This window comes from Hyphomicrobiales bacterium, assembly GCA_039989895.1.
Taxonomy (GTDB): Bacteria; Pseudomonadota; Alphaproteobacteria; order Rhizobiales; family JACESI01; genus JACESI01.
In genome coordinates, this window is the sequence record JBDXGY010000006.1 from 784,622 (window position 1) to 807,527 (window position 22,906).

The window sequence follows — 22,906 nt, forward strand, 5'->3', positions numbered from 1 at the left end:
ATTTATTTCCCTTTCCCTGCACGCTTAGAAAACTCAGTCGCGCCACCGGCCGCTAATGTACCAGCTTGTTTGATCCAGTCATCGCGGTCGATACGACCTTTGAAAGACAAAAATGTATCAAACCACAAAATTTCAGGCCGTGCCCATTTAGCAATCTGATCAAAATGGAAAATGCCTTGAGCATTGAGCTTACCCTCAATCCCCGGACCAACCCCTTTAATCAACTTCAAGTCATCTGCACCGCTCTTGCGTGCTTTTGGTAAGCCACGAGGCTTCTTACCCACAGCATTGGCTTTATCTTCTGCGCTAGCCCCTTTAGGAAGGCTTGCGAGTTTCGCGCTGGCTGCGGCTTCTTCTTTTTTCAATTGTGCTGCTGTCGGTTTTTTCACGGCAGCCGGCTTCTTAACGGCTACTGCTTTCTTCGCCACAGGCTTTTTCGCAGCAGGCTTTTTGGTCGCCGCTTTCTTGGGTGTAGCTTTCGCTGTCACCTTCTTGCGGCGAACAGGTCCTGCATCATTGGCAGCACCAAAATCACCTGCATCGCTCTTAATCATGGCTGCATTACCGCTCATCACATAAGGCGGGATATGAGGGTCAGCGGCTTGACCATAATCCATGCTGTCATCAAAAAGTTGCGTCCGTCCGCCTTCATTGACTGACAAATGGCGGTCCATCTGCGGCCCTGGTTTAACGGGACGACCAGCATCCATATCATCTAGCATTTTTTCAAATGTCTCAGGCGTCAAATCTTCAAAGGCATCTTTGAAAATTTGAACCATCGGCGCATTCACACAAGCACCAAGACACTCAACCTCTTCCCATGAGTATTTTCCGTCAGTCGTTACTTCGTGTTGATTCGGTGAAATACGGCTCTTACATACAGCAATGATGTCTTCTGAGCCGCGCAACATGCAAGGCGTTGTGCCACATACTTGAATGTGTGCCACAGAACCCACAGGCTTCAGCTGATACATTGTATAGAAAGTCGCAACTTCCATCACACGAATGAAAGGCATATCCAGCATTTCAGCTACATAGCGCATAGCAGGCTCAGGCAACCAACCTTCATGCTGTTCTTGCGCCCGCCATAAAAGTGGAATTACAGCAGAGGCTTGTTTCCCTTTAGGGTATTTTGCGATCTGCTTTTTTGCCCATGCAAGATTAGCTTTGTCAAAAACAAAACTATCAGGTTGTTCTTTTGCGATACGACGAACAGACATTAGCGATCCACCTCACCAAAAACGATATCCAATGAACCAAGAACGGCAGAGACATCAGCCAACATATGACCACGACACAGGAAATCCATGGCTTGCAAATGCGCAAAGCCCGGCGCTTTAATTTTGCAGCGATAAGGCCTGTTTGAGCCATCAGACACAAGATAAACCCCAAACTCACCCTTTGGCGCTTCAACGGCCGCATAGACCTCACCTTCGGGAACGCTATATCCCTCGGTATAGAGTTTGAAGTGATGGATCAGACTCTCCATCGATTTTTTCATCTCAGGGCGTTTTGGCGGCACAACCTTGCCATCTTTTGACGAGATCGGCGTTTTACCTTTTTGACCGGACAAAAGCTCAACACACTGTTTCATGATTTTCACAGATTCACGCATTTCTTCCATGCGGATGACATAGCGATCATAATTGTCGCCATTTTTGCCAATTGGTATTTTGAAATCTAAATCCGCATAACATTCATAGGGCTGCGATTTACGCAAATCCCATGGCGCACCAGAACCGCGCACCATGACACCAGAAAAGCCCCACTTCCACGCATCATCCAATGACACATAGCCAATATCAACATTACGCTGTTTGAAAATGCGGTTTTCTGTCAAAAGGCTTTCAATATCATCGCAGGTTTCCAAAAACGGATCACACCATGCGCCAATGTCATCAATCAGCTCTTGCGGCAAATCTTGATGAACACCGCCGGGGCGCACATAGGCTGAGTGCATACGAGCACCAGAGGCACGCTCATAAAACACCATAAGCTTTTCACGCTCTTCAAAGCCCCATAGCGGCGGTGTTAGAGCGCCAACATCCATAGCCTGTGTCGTGACATTGAGAAGGTGTGAAAGAATACGCCCAATCTCAGAATATAGAACACGGATAAGCTGGCCACGATATGGCACAGTGATGCCTATCATTTTTTCAATCGCCAACGCATAGGCGTGCTCTTGATTCATCGGCGCGACATAATCAAGCCGATCGAAATAAGGAATCGCCTGCATGTAGGTTTTCGATTCGATTAGCTTTTCTGTGCCGCGATGCAAAAGTCCGATATGCGGATCAACGCGTTCAACCACTTCACCATCAAGTTCGAGCACAAGGCGCAAAACACCATGCGCTGCCGGATGCTGCGGACCGAAGTTGATGTTGAAATTTCTTACCTGTGATTCAGCCATATCTACTGCGTCGCCTTCTCATCGCCGGGCAACTCATATTCTGTGCCTTCCCAAGGGGATTCAAAATCAAAATTTCTAAATTCCTGTGCAAGTTTGACTGGTTCATAGACAACCCGTTTAGCTTTATCGTCATAACGCACTTCGACATAACCTGTGGTCGGAAAGTCTTTTCGTAATGGATACCCTTCAAAACCATAGTCTGTTAGCAGGCGGCGCAAATCAGGATGTCCTGTGAACAAAATCCCATACATGTCATATGCTTCACGTTCAAACCAGTCGGCTCCAGGAAAAACGCTCGTTACTGATGGAACTAATGTTTCTTCGCTGGCTTGAATTTTGACTCGAACGCGTGCGTTTTGTTTGGGCGACAGTAGATGATAGACCACATCAAAACGTCGCCCCCTACCTGGCCAATCAACGCCGCAGATGTCGGTTAGATTGACAAACATGGATTGTCCGTCATCACGCAAAAAACGCAAGACATCTAAAATACTGTCCGCGCTTACCCTTAAGGTCAATTCGTCAAAGGCAATCACAGCATCATCCAGCTTGTCACCTAATGACAAACGTAAATATTCAGCTAGTTCATCCAGCCCTTGGTCGACTTCAATGGTCATATTAACGAATTCCCCCGATTGGGTCTCTTATCTTTCAATTGTTCCTGTGCGTCTAATCTTCTTTTGCAGCAAAAGTACACCATAAAGAAGAGCTTCAGCGGTAGGCGGACAGCCTGGCACATAGATATCCACCGGAACCACACGATCACAACCGCGCACAACCGAATATGAATAGTGATAATAACCGCCGCCATTCGCACATGAGCCCATTGAGATCACATAACGTGGCTCAGGCATCTGGTCATAAACCTTGCGCAAGGCTGGCGCCATTTTGTTCGTCAGCGTTCCAGCAACAATCATCACATCGGATTGTCGTGGGGAAGCCCGAGGCGCAAAGCCAAAGCGTTCAGCATCATAACGCGGCATCGACATTTGCATCATTTCAACAGCGCAACACGCAAGACCAAATGTCATCCACATCAAAGAGCCAGTTCTCGCCCAATTTATAAGATCATCTGTGCTTGTAACTAAAAAGCCTTTGTCAGCCAGCTCGTTGTCAACTTCAACGAAGAAAGGATCAGTTGCCCCAACCAGCTTGCCGGTATTGGGGTCAATAATGCCTTTTGGCTTTTCAGCGATCAAAGGGGATGTATCTGTCATTGCCATATCTTTATATCTCCTAAGTGGTTTAATCCCACTCAAGTGCCCCCTTTTTCCATTCGTAGATAAAACCGATCGTCAAGATACCAAGGAAGATCATCATTGAATTAAAACCAAACCAACCAAGATCTGAAAAGGCGACTGCCCAAGGAAAAAGAAAGGCTACTTCCAGATCAAAAATAATAAATAAAATAGCAACCAGATAAAAGCGCACATCAAATTTCATGCGCGCATCATCAAAAGCATTAAAGCCACACTCATATGCTGAAAGTTTTTCTGTGTCTGGTGCTTTATAGGCAACAACAAAGGGGGCAATAAGAAGCGCAATTCCAATTCCCAGACAAATGCCGATAAAAACAATAATCGGTAAATATTCAGAAAGGAGTTGTTCCATCATCCGCTTCCTTCATAGCCATTAGCATAGCTTGCTAATAATTATCTCAATTCAAATAAGTTAAACTTGGACTACGCCCGCAAAGAGGAATCGTCAAGAGGGCAATTGAGTAGAATGTCAGATTGAGCATCAAGATCAGAAATGCCCACAAATTGTATCAGAAATATAGCGTTTAAATCCCATCAGCGACAAGTCTCATTTTCAGATTTCATATATTACCACGAAACAAAACACTTGGTCCTAAATTTCGAAAGAATGGGGAAAGTTATAATATACTGGGTTACGAGCTTATTACTCATTTAATGCGCCATTTTCTCAAATCTGATTTAAAATATGAAAAAATGGCGCGAGTGACGGGACTCGAACCCGCGACCTCCGGCGTGACAGGCCGGCACTCTAACCAACTGAGCTACACCCGCGCATTTTACACACCGATGAACGGTGTGTTTGAGTGGGTTAAGGGATGCACAGCGTCAAGTCAAGCGTCGACTTCTGCCTTATTGTAAAAATAATACAGATTGCAAAAATGGTAAATTTATATCGGCCGAATATAACGCTGCGAATATCACAATTCATGCCACATAAAGCAGCAGAAAAATTGAAATTTGAGAAAATGGTGGGTGGTAAGAGGCTCGAACTCCTGACCCTCTCGGTGTAAACGAGATGCTCTACCAACTGAGCTAACCACCCAACCGCGATGGAGATAGCGCGAACACAACCTTGACGCAACAACTTTATATGTTTTGAAGATGAAATATTCAACAAAAAGACAATGAAGAATATCTAAATCAAATAAAACATAAAAAAACGAGACTTCAGATATGAAGTCCCGTCTTTAAATTTATAATATTTAAATAGCTTAGCCGTTGATCGCGTCTTTCAAGCCTTTGCCAGCTTTAAATTTTGGCGATTTAGACGCTTTAATTTGAATCGACTCACCCGTACGTGGGTTACGTCCAGTTGTCGCAGCACGTTGTGTTACACTAAAGTTACCAAAACCAAGGATCTTAACTTCATCACCTGATTTTAGCGCGCTAGCGATAGCTTCAAATGTCGCCTCCACAACTTCTCCAGAAGCCCCTTTAGTTGTATTAGTTTTTTCAGCAACTGCGGCTATAAGCTCGTTCTTGTTCATAAGATTAATCCTTATTTTTCTTCTATATAAAGCAAAATTATCTGGTGACTGACAATTATCGGAGTCGGTTATAAAAACAAGGCTATCTATAGGGTTTTCAGATTATTTTATAAAGTTTTCATATAAAACAATCAAAAATCAAAAAACCCAGGCTATTAAGGACTGGGTTTTATTTTAGATTTTTCTAATGAGCCGTCAGAGCGAGCTCGGCATCATCATCAATTTTTTGATTCGGGTCAGGTTCAGTCCATTCAATAGGCTCCAGCTTTTCAAGTAAAGCATGTTCTAAAACCTCATCCATCATAGAAACAGGAACAATCTCCAAACCATCCTTTATGCTCTCAGGAATATCAGCAAGGTCTTTCGCGTTCTCTTCAGGGATTAGCACCTTCTTAATGCCGCCGCGAAGAGCCGCAAGAAGCTTCTCTTTCAATCCACCAATGGGCAAAACAGTGCCACGTAAAGTTACTTCGCCTGTCATGGCAATCTCTTTTGAGACTTTAATGCCTGTCATCATGGAAACAATAGCTGTTGCCATAGCAATACCAGCCGACGGCCCGTCTTTTGGCGTCGCCCCTTCTGGCACATGCACATGAACGTCACGACGGTCAAATAGTGGTGGTTCAACACCAAAATCAACTGCTCTTGAGCGCACATAAGACGCGGCTGCAGAAATTGATTCTTTCATCACATCTTTTAAGTTACCAGTGACAGTCATCTTGCCCTTACCAGGCATCATGACACCTTCGATAGTCAGTAGCTCACCACCAACTTCAGTCCAAGCAAGACCAGTCACAACGCCGACTTGATCTTCACCTTCAGCTTCACCGTGACGGTATTTCGGAACGCCTAGGAATTCTTCGATGTTATCTACCGTAACATCAATACTCGTCTTGTTGCCTGAGATGATTTCTTTGAGCACTTTACGTGTCAGCTTAGCCATCTCACGCTTCAAATTACGCACACCTGCTTCTCGAGTATAGCGCTGGATTGCCATCAAGAGAGCTTCATCATCAATTGAAAACTCACTTTTTTTCAAAGAGTGATCTTTAATGGCTTCAGGTATCAAATGGCGTTTAGCAATTTCAAGTTTTTCTTGCTCTGTATAACCAGCGATACGAATAATCTCCATACGATCCATCAAGGGACCGGGGATATTTAGTGTATTGGCTGTCGTCAAAAACATGACATTGGACAGATCGTAGTCGACCTCAAGGTAGTGATCACCAAAGGAAGAGTTTTGCTCAGGATCAAGAACTTCGAGTAGAGCAGAAGATGGATCACCTCTAAAGTCCATACCCATTTTATCAATTTCATCGAGAAGGAAAAGTGGATTCGACTTCTTCGCTTTTTTCATTGATTGAATAACCTTACCAGGCATCGAACCAATATAGGTGCGCCTATGGCCCCTAACCTCTGATTCATCCCTGACACCACCAAGCGACATGCGAACAAACTCGCGTCCTGTTGCTTTGGCAATTGATTTGCCAAGCGATGTTTTCCCAACACCTGGAGGTCCAACCAAGCATATAATCGGACCTTTCAATTTTTTTGCGCGCGTCTGTACTGCTAGATATTCAAGAATCCGTTCTTTTACTTTTTCAAGACCATAATGATCAGCGTCTAAAACCTCTTCCGAATAGGCAAGATCGGTTTTGACCTTTGATTTAGCGCTCCATGGAATACCAAGCAACCAATCAAGATAATTACGCACCACAGTCGCTTCAGCAGACATTGGACTCATATGACGTAATTTCTTGAGTTCAGCTGTGGCTTTATCGCGAGCTTCTTTTGAAAATTTGGTTTTGGCAATTTTATCTTCAAGCTCTTGCAGCTCATCTTTGCCGTCTTCACCCTCACCCAGCTCTTTTTGAATGGCTTTCATTTGTTCATTCAAATAATATTCGCGCTGCGTTTTTTCCATCTGACGCTTCACGCGTGAACGGATGCGTTTTTCAATCTGCAGAACAGAAATTTCGCTCTCCATCAAGCCAAGCACATGCTCAAGTCGCTGAATAACACTCGTGAAACTTAAAATTTCCTGTTTTTCAGCAATTTTGATCGCAAGATGAGAGGCCACTGTATCAGCGAGCTTTGCATAGTCTTCTATTTGACCAACAGCACTGATGATCTCAGGAGAAAGCTTCTTATTGAGTTTTACATAACTTTCAAACTCAGTGATTACTGAGCGGGATAAAGCCTCGACTTCAGCTGGATCACCAAGTTCCTCGTCCAGCGTCATGGCCTGCGCTTCATAATACTCTTCGCGGTCCGTATATTGCTGGATCTCTGCACGCTCTTTGCCTTCAACAAGAACCTTCACAGTGCCATCAGGTAATTTCAAAAGCTGAAGAACAGAAGCAATAGTCCCCACAGGATAGATGGCTTCAGGTTTTGGATCGTCATCGCTTGAATTAATTTGTGTAGCAAGAAGGATTTGCTTATCTGCCTGCATGACCTCTTCAAGCGCACTAATTGATTTTTCTCGACCAACAAACAATGGAACGATCATATGAGGAAAAACAACGATATCGCGCAGCGGAAGCAACGGGTAAACATTCTCTTCTGATGAAAGACCGATATTATCTTTGGTCATTCGTAGTCCTTTCTTGCGGAGCTCATTTCATAGCCCCTAAATAGAATTAGTAAGTAATGTGCGCGATTTGCCGTAACAATCCAAGCCAATACACCTAATTACTACATGGTATCCACGAAGAACATCGTCAAGGACGTATCTGACGATCAAATCAATGATCGCCAGAGAAAAAACATAAATCTAGGTAATTATTTAAGCACCAGTGCCGGTGTCTTCTGTGCGTTCGCTATAAATATAAAGCGGTTTTGCATCACCATCGACAACATCACCTGAAATCACAACTTCATCAACACCATCAAGACCTGGTAGGTCATACATTGTGTCAAGAAGAATGGTTTCCATAATCGAACGCAATCCACGAGCGCCTGTTTTGCGCTCAATCGCTTTTAAAGCAATCGCTTTCAAAGCGTCGTCATTGAATGTCAATTCAACATTTTCCATCTCAAAGAGGCGTTGATATTGTTTTACGAGAGCATTTTTAGGCTCTGACAAAATCATTATAAGCGCATCCTCATCAAGGTCTTCCAATGTTGCAAGAACAGGCAAACGACCAACGAATTCAGGAATAAGGCCAAACTTCAATAGATCTTCAGGTTCAACACTGCGGAACAAATCACCGATACGACGATCATCTTCAGCAGCAACATGTGCATTAAAGCCGATTGATGTAGCCTCGCCTCTGTCAGCAATGATCTTATCAAGGCCCGCAAAAGCACCACCTGAAATAAATAGGATGTTGGCCGTATCAACTTGCAGGAATTCTTGTTGCGGATGCTTGCGTCCACCTTGTGGCGGGACACTGGCAACTGTGCCTTCCATAATTTTCAACAAAGCTTGCTGCACACCCTCACCCGACACATCGCGAGTAATCGAAGGATTGTCAGATTTGCGTGAAATTTTATCAATCTCATCAATATAAACGATGCCACGTTGAGCGCGTTCAACGTTATAATCAGCAGCTTGAAGAAGCTTCAAAATGATATTCTCAACATCTTCACCGACATAACCTGCCTCTGTCAGCGTCGTTGCATCAGCCATCGTGAAAGGCACATCAATGATGCGCGCTAATGTTTGAGCAAGCAGTGTTTTACCACAACCTGTCGGCCCAATCAGAAGGATATTAGATTTCGCCAATTCAACATCTTCATTTTTAGATGCATGGTTGAGGCGCTTATAGTGATTATGCACAGCAACAGCGAGTACACGTTTTGCATGATACTGGCCGATCACATAATCATCGAGAACGTCACAAATTTCTTGCGGAGTTGGAACACCTTCTGTGGATTTAACGAGTGAAGATTTATTCTCTTCACGGATAATATCCATACACAGCTCAACGCATTCATCACAGATGAAAACATTGGGTCCAGCAATTAGCTTTCTAACTTCATGTTGGCTTTTGCCACAGAAGGAACAATAGAGCGTATTTTTTGTGTCGCCAGATCCGCTAGTTTTGCTCATTCTACTATCCTTCTAAATTCCTCCACTTATAAATAGGAGGTAAAATTTATAAACCTAACGAAATACCATAAACACAAAGACTTCAAGAGAGCTTAACGCAAGAAAAAGAAATTCTATATGCGCTGATTGCCTTTAACTATCGTTATTTTTCGCTAATTTAATCTTTATTCCTTAATCATCTTCCACTGGAGCGCGGCTGTCAAAGACCTGATCTATTAACCCAAACTCAAGTGATTCTTGCGCCGTCATAAAGTGATCGCGGTCCAAAGTGCTCTCAACAGTATCGTATTTTTGACCTGTATGTTTCACATATACATCATTGAGGCGTTTCTTCAATTTCACAATATCTTGTGCATGGCGCTCGATATCTGACGCCTGCCCTTGGAATCCACCAGATGGCTGATGAACCATAATGCGAGCATTGGGCAATGAATAGCGCATGCCAGGTTCACCTGCAGCAAGAAGCAGCGAGCCCATAGAAGCTGCCTGCCCAAAACAAAGTGTGGAAACTTTAGGACGAATAAACTGCATCGTGTCATAAATCGCCATGCCTGACGTCACAACGCCGCCTGGCGAATTAATATAAAGCGAGATTTCCTTTTTAGGATTCTCAGCCTCAAGAAACAAAAGCTGTGCGCAGACAAGAGTGGCCATGCCATCTTCAACGGGTCCAGCAATAAAAATAATCCGCTCTTTCAACAGGCGCGAGAAAATATCATAAGCTCGCTCACCACGGTTTGTCTGCTCGACCACCATAGGTACTAAATTCATATAAGTATCGATCGGGTTATTCATTTTTTCTCCTGCCGCGGCTCTTAATCTGCCTTAGTTGCTTTTGCGAATCGTACGCATTAGAGCAAGTTGAAGTTAACAAAGGCAGTCTAAATGACTGCCTTTGCACAAAAACTTCAATACTCGATACTAGGAATGCATTTTGTTTTCGTGAACTTCAAAAAGCATCACATCTACAAAATTTACAACGATATTCTCAGCTTAACCTTAATTCCATATGGAACTCGAAAATCTGAAATACAAGACAAGCTGTCTTTATTCGTCTTCGTCTTGGGCGAGAATTTCCTCTTTAGAGACTTTTTTCTCAGTCACAGTGGCAAGCTCAAGAATATAATCGACGACTTTTTCTTCAAATATAGGGGCGCGAATCCCAGCGAGTTGCTCTGGATTCTTTTGAAAATATTCAAAAATTTCTTTTTCTTGTCCAGGATACTGCTGCGCTTGCTGTAAAACAGCATGGCGCATTTCTTCATCGGTAACCTGTATTTTATTTTTATCACCAATTTCAGCAAGCACGAGACCAAGGCGCACGCGGCGCTCAGCAATTTTCATATATTCTGCGCGTGCTTCTTCTTCAGTCGTGTCTTCATCTGCAAAAGTCTTTTTAGACTCTTCGAGATCTTTCATCACTTGATCCCAAATGCCCTGAAATTCCTGCTCCAACATGGTTGGCGGTAATTCAAAGTCGTATTTCTCATCAAGCTGATCGAGTAACTGACGTTTTACTTTTTGACGACCTGCGCCCTCATATTGATTGCCAACTTGAGTAGTGAATATTTCTTTGAGTTTCTCTAAAGATTCTAAACCGAGATTTTTCGCAAACTCATCATCAATTACAAGCTCGCCCGGTTTGGCCACTTCTTTAACAACAATATCAAAATGAGCTTCTTTACCGGCAAGGTGTGCTGCTTGATATTCTTCTGGGAAGGTAACTTTAACAACAGATTCATCGCCAGCTTTTTTGCCTATAAGCTGTTCTTCAAAGCCTGGAATAAACTGACCTGAGCCCAAAACAAGCTGTCCATTTTCGTCTGCGCCGCCCTCAAATGCTTCGCCATCAATCTTGCCTAGATAAGACATGGTAATACGATCACCGTCTTTGGCTTTGCCTTTTTTCTCTTCAAAAGGACGACTTTGTTCGCCAATTTTAGTAATTTCAGCCATCACCTCTTCTTCAGCAACTTCGGCTACGGGCTTTTCAATTTTCAAACCGGACAAATCACCAACTTCGAAACTTGGCATAATTTCATATGACATCGTAATATCGAGGTCTTTTTTACCATCCAGTATCTGGTTAGCTTCATTTTCATCTTCTGTCATATCAAGCTGAGGTTGCATGGCAGCGCGTTCACCGCGCTCTTCCAATGTTTCCTCACTGCTTTTTGTTACAGTTTCTTGGACAATCTCAGCCATGATAGAGCGGCCATAGGTTTTTTTGATGTGTGACAGTGGAACTTTGCCCGGACGAAAGCCGTTGATGCGAACCTTATCTTTAAGATCCACCATGCGGTCCATCAGTTTCGTTTCCAGCTCTTTTGCAGGAATAGTGATTTGTAGCTCGCGCTTGAGGCCTTCGGAGAGCTTTTCTGTGACTTGCATCGTCTGTTTCCTTATTAAGTCTTCAGGGTTGCGGTCTTGCCCTACCCATCATAATTCAAGGAATGCCGAAATCTTACTTTCAAAAAGTCAACATGAAGTCGACCTGTGGTGTAGCTCTCGCTTATGGTTATGATCACATAACCGGGAGAGCTGGTGCGGGCGGAGGGACTTGAACCCCCACGTCTTGCGACACCAGAACCTAAATCTGGCGTGTCTACCAATTTCACCACGCCCGCTGTTTTGGCGTAAAATATCGAATATGGCCAAATACGCCATAATTCCAAAATTCAAGCGCCTCTATAACACCCCGCGCGGTGGGGTCAATAAAAAACGTGGCAGATTTTGAAACTTAACGCATTCTTATGATGATTTATCTCGCAATTAGCGGAAAGTTCGCAATTAATCCGAAGCGAGAAACAATGATAAGCCGCCCCTGTATTTGCTACCAACACAACAAAACTAGAAATCTCACAATTAATATATGCACACAATCTATGCAATTGCCCATTGTATAGGCTATACAATTGCTTATGATTTAGGCAATAGGTCAGGGATGATTATTTTTTAAAAAAGAAAATACCTAATAAATGAGCAGTTACATCTACTCTGAAGATTTATTGCTTAAAAGTTAAAAGTGGCATGCCTTGTGCTTATAGATGATGAAATTGCGAGCAATCAAAACAATAATCAATCATCGATTTGCTAAACATAAAAAATATAGAATTATAAAAAGTGGGTCACGCGGAGGCTAATAACCAATGAAAAAAATTGAAGCCATTATCAAGCCATTCAAACTCGATGAAGTAAAAGAAGCGATGCAGGATGTTGGCATACAAGGTATAACTGTAACAGAAGCCAAAGGTTTTGGGCGTCAAAAAGGCCACACAGAGCTTTATCGGGGCGCCGAATATGTCGTTGATTTTTTACCTAAGGTGAAAATTGATGTGGTGATTAAAGATGAAGATCTGGAACGCACAGTGGAGGCTATCCGCAGCGCAGCGCAAACCGGACGTATTGGCGATGGCAAAATTTTTGTTTCTACAATCGATGAAGTAATTCGTATTCGGACTGGAGAAACCGGCGAAGAAGCTATTTAAAAATGTGCAGACACTAATCATGCCTGCAAATTGTGCAGAATCACCATTTCCTTTCGGACGAGTGTGGTTTATTTAATCTCCCTAGATCGCATAATTAAGCGAGACAGGTAAAACAAAAGTACTGAGGACTGAACTTATGACAACAGCAAACGATGTATTAAAAACCATCAAAGACGATGACATTCAATATTTGGATCTACGCTTCACGGACCCACGTGGCAAAATGCAGCATGTGACCATGCATACATCTTGCGTTGATGAAGACATGTTCGCTGATGGCGTTATGTTCGATGGATCATCAATTGCGGGCTGGAAAGCTATCAATGAATCCGACATGGTAATGATGCCTGACGTTGAAACGGTAACAATGGACCCTTTTTACGCTCAATCAACATTGTCAGTATTTTGTGACATTTTGGAACCAGACAGTGGCGAAGGCTATAACCGCGACCCACGCATGACAGCCAAAAAAGCAGAAGCTTATGTTAAATCATCAGGCGCAGGCGATTCAGTTTTCATGGGCCCTGAAGCTGAGTTTTTCATCTTCGATGATGTAAAATTCTCAACAGATCCCTATAAAACAGGCTTTGAACTCGATTCAGTCGAACTTCCATCAAACATGGATTCAGATTACGAAGCGGGCAACATGGGCCACCGTCCACGCACTAAAGGCGGCTACTTCCCAGTAAACCCAATTGATTCAGGTCAAGACATTCGCGGCGAAATGCTCTCCGTTATGGGTGAGATGGGCGTCGAGATTGAAAAGCACCACCACGAAGTGGCGGCAGCTCAACACGAACTTGGCATGAAATTCCGCACACTGACAACAGTTGCTGACCACCTACAGCTTTACAAATACTGCATTCACAACGTAGCCCACGCTTACGGCAAAACGGCAACATTCATGCCTAAACCAGTCATGGGTGACAATGGTACAGGCATGCACGTTCACCAGTCTATCTGGAAAGGCGGCGAGCCGACTTTTGCAGGTTCTGAATATGCAGGTCTTTCAGAAAGCTGCTTGTTCTACATTGGTGGTATCATCAAGCACGCAAAAGCATTGAATGCTTTCACAAACCCATCCACAAACTCATACAAGCGTTTGATCCCGGGTTATGAAGCACCAGTACTTCTTGCTTATTCCGCTCGTAACCGTTCGGCTTCTTGTCGTATTCCTTACGGCAACAACCCGAAAGCGAAACGCGTTGAAGTGCGCTTCCCTGATCCAACAGCCAACCCATATCTTGCATTTTCTGCAATGCTTATGGCTGGCCTTGATGGCATCAAGAACAAAATTCACCCAGGCGAAGCGATGGATAAAGATCTCTATGATCTACCACCAGCTGAACTTGCTGAGATCCCAACAGTTTGTGGCTCCTTGCGTGAAGCTCTCGATAGCCTTGAAGCAGATCATGACTTCCTTACTGCTGGTGACGTATTCGACGTTGATCAAATCAACGCTTACATGGAACTTAAATGGGAAGAAAACACCATTTATGAGCACACACCACACCCAGTAGAATTCGATCTCTACTACTCAGTTTAAGGAAACTGAAAAAATTACGGGCCATCCCCCCTTATGATGGTCCGCAGACTGGGCGCTTCTTCATCGAAGCGCCCTTTTTTTTGGCCGCAACAATTACGGCTAATATGAAGACACTTGTATATTTGTAATTGAGAAGTAACATCACCCGATATGAGTGATATTTTATATGAAATTCGGGACGATATTGGTCATGCCACCCTTAATCGTCCGCAAGCGCGCAATGCCCTCACCTTTGAAATGTATGAAGGACTAGCTAAAATCTGCCGCGACACTGTCGCTGGCGGACCTATAAAAGCGCTGGTGATCTGTGGTGCAGGTGATAAAGCTTTTGCTGCTGGCACAGATATGACCCAGTTCCGCGCTTTCACAACACCTCAAGATGCACTTGACTATGAAGCACGCATGGATGGTGTCTTGGGTGACATTGAAAAATGTCCAATCCCCACAATCGCGGCGGTCACCGGAGCATGCACCGGCGGTGGCGCTGCCATTGCAGCAGCTTGTGATATACGCATATGCGACCAACGGTTGAAATTTGGGTTTCCCATTGCAAGAACCCTTGGCAATTGCCTCTCAATCGGCAATCTCAATCGTCTTGGCACTCTCATAGGCATGGGAAAGTTACGTGAGATACTCTTCACAGCACGTTTGATAGGCCATGAGGAGGCGCACCTCATTGGACTGGTGAGCGAGGTGCTAGAAGATGCCGAGAGCGTGCGACAACGCGCGTTTGAGCTGGCAGCACTTCTTAGCACCCATGCCCCGATGACCTTACAAGCGACGAAAGAAGGTCTTAGACGATTACGCATGGATGGCCCTGATGCTGACGGCAGCGATATCATCGTTGATACCTACATGAGCGATGACTTCAAAGAAGGTATGGAAGCGTTTCTCGCCAAACGTAAACCGGAATGGAAAGGCAAATGAACCAAGCACATGGTGAAAAGCCAAAAGGCCCACTCGCAGGCCTACGCGTCATTGAACTTGCACACATTATGGCAGGGCCAGTTTGCGGTTTGATGTTGGCTGATATGGGTGCTGATCTTATTAAGGTGGAAAAACCAAGCGGTGATGACACCCGACGCATGGTTCCACCTGATGTAAACGGCGAAAGCGCCGCTTATATGATGATGAACCGTAACAAACGGGGTATCACGCTCAATTTGAAGACACCGGAAGGCATCAATGCACTCAAACGTCTCTTGAGTGACGCTGACGTTGTGATCGAAAATTATCGCAAAGGCACGATGGAAAAACTAGGCCTTGGCTATGACGTCCTCAAAAAAACAAACCCTGGCCTGATCTATGTGGCAATTTCTGGATTCGGACAAACTGGTCCTTATGCGGATCGTGGTGGTTTTGATCTGATTGCTCAAGGCATGTCTGGTTTAATGGCTATTACTGGCGAAGGTGAAGGTCGCCCTCCTGTTAAAGTCGGCGCACCTGTATCTGACACCACAGCAGGTATATTAGGTGCAATGGGCGTATGTGCCGCGCTGCATCATCGTACAACCACTGGCGAGGGCCAATTTATCGATACATCCCTCTATGAAGCGGCCATCACGCATACCTATTGGCAATCTGCTATTGCACTTGCCACCCAAACCTCACCGGGCCCCATGGGTTCTGCGCATCCTTTGAATGCCCCTTACCAGGCATTTCAAACAGCTGATGGCTGGATAACACTGGGGGCCGCTAATCAAAAAAACTGGGAACGTTTGATTGATTTGATTGATGCCGATTTCTTGAAAAAAGACTCGCGGTTTTTGACCAATGCTGATCGCATGTCGCATCGTGGCGAACTTGAAGAAGCTTTAAACGTTATTTTTAGGCAAAAATCATCCACTGAGTGGTTATCCATGCTTGAAGAAGGTGGTTTTCCTGCCGGTCCTGTATCAAGCATTCAAGAAATGCACCGCGACCCGCAAACACTTGCCCGCAACATGATAGAAACAACCGAGCATCCTATCGTTGGTAAAACCAGTGCGATTGGGTTGCCGGTCAAATTCTCGCAAACTCCCGGCGGGGTCACCCGCCCTGCTCCATTGCTTGGACAGCATACCCGTGAGGTCTTAATTGAACTTGGTTACAGTAATGACGAGATTGAAAAGATCGTCACTCTCAATGAGACTAAGGCGTAAAGCTACATGCCATCTTATATTTCGATATAAGAATGATAAACAATGATCTGATTGAGTAAAACCATGAGCATAGATGATGATTACCGCGACCTTGAGCCTTCAGGCGATATAGCTCGATTGCTTGAAATTATGGGCAGGCTTCGAGATCCTGAAACTGGATGCCCGCAGGACATAATACAGACCTTCAAAACCATCGTTCCCTACACAATCGAAGAAGCTTATGAAGTCAAAGACGCGATTGAACGTGATGACATGAACGATCTTTGCGATGAACTGGGTGACCTTCTTTTACAGGTTGTCTATCACGCAGAAATGGCGAGTGAACGTGGTGCTTTTAATTTTGAGGATGTTGTTAAGTCAATCACCAAAAAAATGATACGCCGCCACCCTCATGTTTTTGGCACAAATGAACAACGCGAAAGCGGCATGAAAGAAGGTGATTGGGAGCGCATCAAAACGATAGAGCGCGCAGAGAAAGAAGCAACAAAAAGTGCGCATGAAAAATCAAATTCTTCCCTACTCCTTGATAGTGTACCAAATACATTGCCTGCTCTCACTCATGCGATGAAATTACAAAAGCGCGCATCTACTGTCGGATTTGACTGGAACAACATTGATCTCGTCTTTGATAAACTACGCGAAGAATTTGCGGAACTCGAAGCTGAATGCGCTAAAGATGATTCTAATGAGCAGCAGCTTGATGAAATGGGAGATATTTTGTTCGTTGCCGTAAATCTCGCGCGCCATTTAAAAATCGATCCTGAAGTCGCGCTTAATTCGACAAATTCAAAATTCATTAAACGGTTCAATTTTATCGAAAACGCACTGAACAAGAAGAATAAAACTTTGGAAAATGCGACTTTGGAGGAGATGGAAGCGCTTTGGCAAGCAGCTAAAAATGCAAAAAAATGATTTTCAATTACAAATCAAGATGATGGTTTAATTCATGCCATCGAGCCGAGCGCACCTTGAGAATAACATGTCCTTCATCTGTATTTTTGCGATCTAAAACCGTACCAAGTTCATAAGCAAAATGCATTTTGCCAAGTGCCGCGTCTTTTAATGTGACTGTTCGTGTTTTTTGCCCTGAGTTCAAAAAAGCCTCAAGATGCACCAACAAATTTTCAATACCTTCACCTGTCGTGGCAGATGTGATGCATGTTGGAGAAACATCGCGCTCGTCAATGAGCGCTTTAACCTCATCTTGTCTTTCTGGCGAAAGCAAATCAACTTTATTCCACACTTCCATATAATGTGTACCAGCTAATGAAAGCTCATCACTATCGTTGATATCCAGTCCCAAATCTTGAAGAACACCCACCACATCATCAGCCTGTGCGTGTGTGTCATCATGTGAAATATCGCGCACATGTACGATAACATCTGCCTCTAGCACTTCTTCAAGGGTTGAGCGGAATGCGGCGACAAGATCGGTCGGCAAATTTGAAATGAAACCCACAGTATCAGACATCACAGCCACAGTCCCTTGTGGCAATTCAATGCGCCGCAAGGTTGGGTCAAGCGTGGCAAACAAAAGGTCTTTTGCTAAGACATTAGCTTTCGTCATCTTATTGAAAAGTGTCGATTTGCCCGCATTCGTGTAGCCAACGAAAGCGATGATTGGAATTTCGCGTTTCTTGCGTTGTTTACGATGCAATGAGCGCGTGCGGCGGACCTCTTCGAGTTGTTTTTCCAGCCGCTCAATTTTCATCTGTAGTTCGCGCCTGTCAGACTCAATTTGCGTTTCACCAGGGCCACCAAGAAAACCAGCGCCGCCTCTTTGTCTTTCAAGGTGCGTCCATGAACGCACAAGTCGGCCACGTTGATAGCGAAGCGCTGCCAGATCGACCTGTAGCCGCCCCTCTTTTGTTTGTGCTCGAGCGCCAAATATTTCGAGAATCATACCCGTTCTATCCAACACCTTCGTATTCCATGCACGTTCGAGGTTTCGCTGTTGAACTGGTGTGAGTGGATGGTCGACAAGTGTCACATCGACCTCATGCATTTTCAAAGCGCCATGCATCTCATCAACCTTGCCACCGCCATAAAGCGTCGCAGGTTTAAAAGTTGCCACACGAGTTATATCTGTGAGCACGATGTCGAGATTGATGGCCTCAGCCAGACCGCAAGCCTCTTCAAGCTGTGCATGTGGTGCGCGGATATGGCTTATGCCGTTATTCCTTGGTCGCACGTCGATTGCATTCATCCGTTGCGTGGAAGAATATCCCACAACAGGGACAAAAACAGCACATCGCGTTTTTGGCGTTTCGGTGGATATAGGAGCGCTCAAACGCAACCTCTTTTAGTCGAAAATGAAAATTGCCAACGATATGACAAGTTATTCTTCTTCATTTTCAAACATTTGCAAAGGTTGCAACGGCATAATCGTTGAAATAGCGTGTTTATAAACCATTTGCGAATGCCCATCACGGCGCAACAGCAAGCAAAAATTGTCAAACCAAGTCACAACTCCCTGTAGCTTTACCCCATTAACGAGGAAAACAGTCACGGGTATTTTTGTTTTACGTATAGTATTGAGAAAAGTGTCTTGTAAATTTTGTGAGCGTTCTGCCATTCTTCTTTTTGCCCTTATTGATACATCTTATTTTTGTAACAATCAGTTTGATATAATCTTTATATAAGTATCTTGTAATAATAGTACAATGTCAGGCTGGCATAAGCCGTGACATTAAACAAGATCAAAAATTAGTTGTTTATTGCGGCGCAGTATATTTGTGAAAATAAGTGCGCACTTTTTGTGATATTTCCCCAGGCGTTCCCTCACCCACAATTTTTCCATCAATTTTCACTACAGGAACAACCACCGTTGTCGCCGCAGTAATAAAAGATTCTTTCGCGTTTTGAGCCTCGACTACACTAAAGCGGCGCTCTTCTACTTTGAGCTGCAAGCGCTCAGCGGTCATGAGCACACCTTCACGAGTGATTCCTTTAAGAATCCCTTTGCTTGCATCACGTGTCACGAGAACATTATCATGTGTCACGATCCATACATTGGTCGATGTGCCTTCGGTGATTAGCCCATCATCATCAACAAACCAAGCCTCAAACGCACCAGCATCCTTCGCTTTTTGTTTAGCCATAACATTAGGTAGCAAAGAGGTTGTTTTAATATCAACGCGATCCCAGCGATTATCGGGCACCGTTATAACCGATACTCCATGAGTTGCATTTGCTTCAGATACTGCACGAGGTGTTGAGCGAGCTGTAAGAACGATCGAGCAAGGTGTATCAGCATCAGGAAATAGATGATTGCGTGGAGCGACACCTCTTGTCATTTGTATATAAATTAACCCGTCACGCACTTTATTGCGGGTGCAAATTTCACCCATCACAAACTCAAGCTGACGGCGACCTAAAGCCATATTCATATCCAGTTCACTGGCTGAGCGCTCCAAACGATCAAGGTGCCCTTTAACATCAATTAAATTACTGTCTCGGACTTCGCACACTTCATAAATGCCATCTGCAAATTGATATCCGCGATCTTCAACATGAACAGCGGCATCAAGATGGGATACATAATATCCATTTACATATGCAATACGGCTCATTGTTTACTCCAATATTAGTCAGTACAGACTTGGTGCCACCTGATCTTAAATTTTAACGTGATTGCTGCCAATAAGTACGATTGAAGGCAATTAGTAGGGCCACAATATGTAAACGGCCAAGGGTCATTAATACACATAAGGCAAACTTAGATTCGGCATCCATGTCTTTAAAAGGCACCCACTGCCCCGTCTCATTCCAACCAGTGGCATAAAATGATCCTATATTTGAAAATGCTGCAATGCTAGCAATCAAAGAGGCTTCAAATGTATCGAGCCGGAGCGCTAGAAACATAGTACCCAACATTATAGTCATCGTAACTAGAAAAAAATATGTCCAAACGGATTTAGCCAAACCAGTTTCGAACGTTTGCGACCCAAAACTTGATCGATGAACACTGTTTGGATAGACCAGTTTTTTCAAATCTTTTAGTGAGTGTACCAACATAGCACCTAGACGATAAAAAGACATGCCACCGGCTGTGGAAAACGAACATCCACCTATCAAAACGACCATAATCATCAAGGTCGCAGGCAAGACACTAAAACTACTATTGCGGATTTCAAATCCAGTTGTACTGATAAGCGAAACAGCTGTAAAAGCACCCTCAACCAAAGCCTCAAAAGGCGTCAAAACGCTAACAGAGCCCGCCCGTTCAAAGAAGGTCAGAGAAAACACGAAACCAAGACCTAGTATGGCTAAAAAATAAAAGTAGGTTTCTCTGTGACTCTTCAAGAGGTCCTTGCGCCATGACAAAAAATACCCCTGCCATATGATACTGCTACCTGCCAAAACCATAAAGATCATCAATGCGAACGGTGTAAAACCGTTACCTATTTCAGAAACAGGCGTATCAGAGAAAACAAATCCACCCGACGATACAGTTGCAAGAGCCAATAAAAATGAATCCTGAATCGGAACTTGGCTGATATTTAAAGAGATAAAGCAAATTGCAGACAAAGCGATATAACTTAAAATGACTTTGTTACTCGCTAAGCGTTGTGTGCGTTGTGAGTTTTTATTCTCGCTATTGATAAAGGCCGAATTTTTCTTCGGCAAACCACCCAAACCAGCCGGCGCCATTATCGAGAAAACCCCCATAAGCGTGAGCAGTCCACCAAGCCATTGTGTCATGCCTCTTATAAACAGAACTGAATTTGGAATATTTTCATAAGACGACAGAATTGTTGCACCTGTCGTGGTTAAAGCGGATGTCGCCTCGAAATAAGCATCTACAAAGGATAAACCTATTGATTGCATCATAAATATACCAATGGGCAAAGGTAAGATAACCCATAATATAACAAGTAAGATACAACCTTCAGCTCGGTTGATTGATACGTCCTTGATGCGGAAGGCAAAAAACAAGCATACGCTTATTTGTAAGATGATGAACGACAGGATCAGATTTTCATACTCTGGCCCAGATTCTTTACCAATTAAGGCACATAAGCCTATGATCACGCCTGCAAAGGCAAACCATATAGTAGAAAAACGGAAAACACCTGACATGCTCCGTTACCCAAAAAAGTCTAGGCTGACACGGAACATTTGCTCAACCTGTTTGACGCTCGTAGCTTCTGCGAAAATAATAACGCGGTCTTTTGCCTGAATTTGCGTGTCACCGTTTGGTATGATGACCTGTTTATCCCGATAAATCGCGCCAAAACGAATGCCATCATCAAGCCCCAGATCACGCAAAGGACGACCAACCAAAGATGATGTTTCGAGCGCTTCCGCTTCGAGCGCTTCCGCTTTTCCATTTTGTACTGAATGAACGGCTCTGATACGTCCACGACGCACGTGTTGCAAAATCTTGGACATGGTGACTTGTCTTGGATTGATAAAAGAATCGATGCCCAAAGATCGAGTTAATCCTGGATAGGCCGGGTTATTAAGCAATGCCATTGTTCGTTTACAACCAAGTTGTGAAGCGATCACACAAGACAATACATTTACTTCATCATTGTTTGTCAGTGACACCATGATATCTGCATCCCCGGCATCAGCTTCAATCAGCAGATTTTTCTCCAAGGCGCTACCATTCAAAACAACTGTTCGCTTCAAGCGATCGGCGACAGCTATTGCGCGTTCTTTATTGGCTTCAATAATTTTGACCTTTGCGCGGGTTTGATTGGCTTCAATTTCTTGAGCAACATAAAGACCAATATTACCACCACCCGAAATAATAACTCTGTTTGCTTGCGCCTCTTCATGCCCAAAAATACCAAGTGCACGACGTATTTGATCTCGCTCCACTGCCACATAAACCACATCACCAACCAACAAGCTGTCATCAGAACGCGGTACAAAAAGGTTATCACCGCGCACAATGCCCACGACAACCGTATTGAGATTAGGAAATAATTCGGAAAGCTGCCTGAGGGGTGTCTCTACAACGGGACAATCCTCATTACAGTGAATACCAACAACTGCGACATTACCATCTGCGAACATGACAGTATCATCAGAACCAGGAACCTGCAGACGGCGCAGGAGCATTTCACCAACTTCAACTTCTGGCGAAATAATAACATCGATCGGCATATTTTCACGGGAAAACAAATCGTGCCAATGAGATTTGAGATAAGATTGGGCGCGGATGCGTGCAATCTTTGTAGGTACTTTGAAAAGAGAATGAGCCACCTGACAAGCAACCATATTCACCTCATCATAGAGGGTAACGGCGATCAACATATCAGCGTCTGCAACACCAGCTTGCTGCAACGTATCAGGATGCGCCCCATGACCAACAACAGCGCGCACATCTAGCGTTTCACGAATGCGCTGTATCAAGGTTTCAGATGAATCAACAACAGTTACATCGTTTCCCTCGGATGAGAGGCGCTCAGCAATACCGTAGCCAACCTGCCCTGCTCCACAAATAACCACTTTCATAAGAATTTGCCCCGCGTAATGCTAATAGAATTTAAAGGTCAGCATATAAA

General features: G+C 44.1%; 20 protein-coding genes and 3 tRNA genes. 5 read left to right on the top strand and 18 right to left on the bottom strand.

Features of this window, described 5'->3' with window-relative positions; all coding sequences use genetic code 11:
- Window positions 1–2 precede the first annotated feature (2 nt).
- The 13 genes from nuoE to ABJ081_10305 form a co-directional block, all read right to left on the bottom strand.
- Window positions 3–1,220: an NADH-quinone oxidoreductase subunit NuoE gene (gene nuoE / locus ABJ081_10245; GenBank protein ID MEP6357054.1), complete on the bottom strand. Its 1,218-nt coding sequence runs from the start codon at window positions 1,218–1,220 to the stop codon at window positions 3–5.
- Entirely contained in the window at window positions 1,220–2,410 is a 1,191-nt protein-coding gene (locus ABJ081_10250; protein MEP6357055.1) for an NADH-quinone oxidoreductase subunit D, read from the bottom strand. The genes nuoE and ABJ081_10250 overlap by 1 nt, the downstream gene beginning before the upstream one ends.
- A gap of 2 nt (window positions 2,411–2,412) precedes the next feature.
- Complete coding sequence (locus tag ABJ081_10255; protein ID MEP6357056.1) at window positions 2,413–3,027, bottom strand: NADH-quinone oxidoreductase subunit C; 615 nt, start codon at window positions 3,025–3,027, stop codon at window positions 2,413–2,415.
- Between the two features lie 27 nt (window positions 3,028–3,054).
- The gene (locus ABJ081_10260) at window positions 3,055–3,633 is read right to left on the bottom strand and encodes an NADH-quinone oxidoreductase subunit B family protein (GenBank protein MEP6357057.1); all 579 of its coding nucleotides are present in this window, start codon (window positions 3,631–3,633) and stop codon (window positions 3,055–3,057) included.
- Between the two features lie 22 nt (window positions 3,634–3,655).
- Complete coding sequence (locus tag ABJ081_10265) at window positions 3,656–4,021, bottom strand: NADH-quinone oxidoreductase subunit A (GenBank protein ID MEP6357058.1); 366 nt, start codon at window positions 4,019–4,021, stop codon at window positions 3,656–3,658.
- A 342-nt stretch (window positions 4,022–4,363) separates the two neighbouring features.
- A tRNA-Asp gene (locus tag ABJ081_10270) sits at window positions 4,364–4,440 on the bottom strand.
- 195 nt (window positions 4,441–4,635) lie between these two features.
- A tRNA-Val gene (locus ABJ081_10275) sits at window positions 4,636–4,711 on the bottom strand.
- 169 nt (window positions 4,712–4,880) lie between these two features.
- Entirely contained in the window at window positions 4,881–5,246 is a 366-nt protein-coding gene (locus ABJ081_10280) for an HU family DNA-binding protein (GenBank protein MEP6357059.1), read from the bottom strand.
- 94 nt (window positions 5,247–5,340) lie between these two features.
- Window positions 5,341–7,752 carry an endopeptidase La gene (gene lon, locus ABJ081_10285; protein MEP6357060.1) on the bottom strand — a complete coding sequence of 804 codons (2,412 nt, stop codon included), beginning with the start codon at window positions 7,750–7,752 and terminating at the stop codon, window positions 5,341–5,343.
- 192 nt (window positions 7,753–7,944) lie between these two features.
- Window positions 7,945–9,213: an ATP-dependent Clp protease ATP-binding subunit ClpX gene (gene clpX / locus ABJ081_10290; protein ID MEP6357061.1), complete on the bottom strand. Its 1,269-nt coding sequence runs from the start codon at window positions 9,211–9,213 to the stop codon at window positions 7,945–7,947.
- Window positions 9,214–9,384: 171 nt separating this feature from the next.
- Window positions 9,385–10,008, bottom strand: coding sequence for an ATP-dependent Clp protease proteolytic subunit (locus ABJ081_10295; GenBank protein MEP6357062.1), 624 nt, complete (start codon window positions 10,006–10,008; stop codon window positions 9,385–9,387).
- 252 nt (window positions 10,009–10,260) lie between these two features.
- Window positions 10,261–11,604: a trigger factor gene (gene tig / locus ABJ081_10300; protein ID MEP6357063.1), complete on the bottom strand. Its 1,344-nt coding sequence runs from the start codon at window positions 11,602–11,604 to the stop codon at window positions 10,261–10,263.
- 151 nt (window positions 11,605–11,755) lie between these two features.
- Window positions 11,756–11,840 (bottom strand) — tRNA-Leu (locus ABJ081_10305).
- Between the two features lie 522 nt (window positions 11,841–12,362).
- Here ABJ081_10305 and ABJ081_10310 point away from each other — a divergent pair.
- The 5 genes from ABJ081_10310 (at window position 12,363) to mazG (ending at window position 17,300) form a co-directional block, all read left to right on the top strand.
- Window positions 12,363–12,701, top strand: a complete 339-nt coding sequence (locus ABJ081_10310) for a P-II family nitrogen regulator (GenBank protein MEP6357064.1) — start codon at window positions 12,363–12,365, stop codon at window positions 12,699–12,701.
- Window positions 12,702–12,837: 136 nt separating this feature from the next.
- The gene (gene glnA / locus ABJ081_10315) at window positions 12,838–14,247 is read left to right on the top strand and encodes a type I glutamate--ammonia ligase (protein ID MEP6357065.1); all 1,410 of its coding nucleotides are present in this window, start codon (window positions 12,838–12,840) and stop codon (window positions 14,245–14,247) included.
- Between the two features lie 150 nt (window positions 14,248–14,397).
- Window positions 14,398–15,174, top strand: coding sequence for an enoyl-CoA hydratase (locus ABJ081_10320; GenBank protein MEP6357066.1), 777 nt, complete (start codon window positions 14,398–14,400; stop codon window positions 15,172–15,174).
- Window positions 15,171–16,388, top strand: coding sequence for a CoA transferase (locus ABJ081_10325; protein ID MEP6357067.1), 1,218 nt, complete (start codon window positions 15,171–15,173; stop codon window positions 16,386–16,388). The genes ABJ081_10320 and ABJ081_10325 overlap by 4 nt, the downstream gene beginning before the upstream one ends.
- A 63-nt stretch (window positions 16,389–16,451) precedes the next feature.
- Window positions 16,452–17,300 carry a nucleoside triphosphate pyrophosphohydrolase gene (mazG, locus tag ABJ081_10330; protein ID MEP6357068.1) on the top strand — a complete coding sequence of 283 codons (849 nt, stop codon included), beginning with the start codon at window positions 16,452–16,454 and terminating at the stop codon, window positions 17,298–17,300.
- Between the two features lie 7 nt (window positions 17,301–17,307).
- Here mazG and hflX read toward each other — a convergent pair whose 3' ends face one another.
- The 5 genes from hflX to trkA form a co-directional block, all read right to left on the bottom strand.
- A complete protein-coding gene (gene hflX, locus ABJ081_10335) occupies window positions 17,308–18,678 on the bottom strand; it encodes a GTPase HflX (protein MEP6357069.1) in 1,371 nt (456 codons plus the stop codon).
- 48 nt (window positions 18,679–18,726) lie between these two features.
- Window positions 18,727–18,963 carry an RNA chaperone Hfq gene (gene hfq, locus ABJ081_10340; GenBank protein ID MEP6357070.1) on the bottom strand — a complete coding sequence of 79 codons (237 nt, stop codon included), beginning with the start codon at window positions 18,961–18,963 and terminating at the stop codon, window positions 18,727–18,729.
- A gap of 139 nt (window positions 18,964–19,102) precedes the next feature.
- Complete coding sequence (locus tag ABJ081_10345; protein ID MEP6357071.1) at window positions 19,103–19,960, bottom strand: D-amino-acid transaminase; 858 nt, start codon at window positions 19,958–19,960, stop codon at window positions 19,103–19,105.
- 52 nt (window positions 19,961–20,012) lie between these two features.
- Complete coding sequence (locus tag ABJ081_10350) at window positions 20,013–21,470, bottom strand: potassium transporter TrkG (protein ID MEP6357072.1); 1,458 nt, start codon at window positions 21,468–21,470, stop codon at window positions 20,013–20,015.
- A 6-nt stretch (window positions 21,471–21,476) separates the two neighbouring features.
- Entirely contained in the window at window positions 21,477–22,856 is a 1,380-nt protein-coding gene (gene trkA, locus ABJ081_10355; GenBank protein ID MEP6357073.1) for a Trk system potassium transporter TrkA, read from the bottom strand.
- Window positions 22,857–22,906 lie beyond the last annotated feature (50 nt).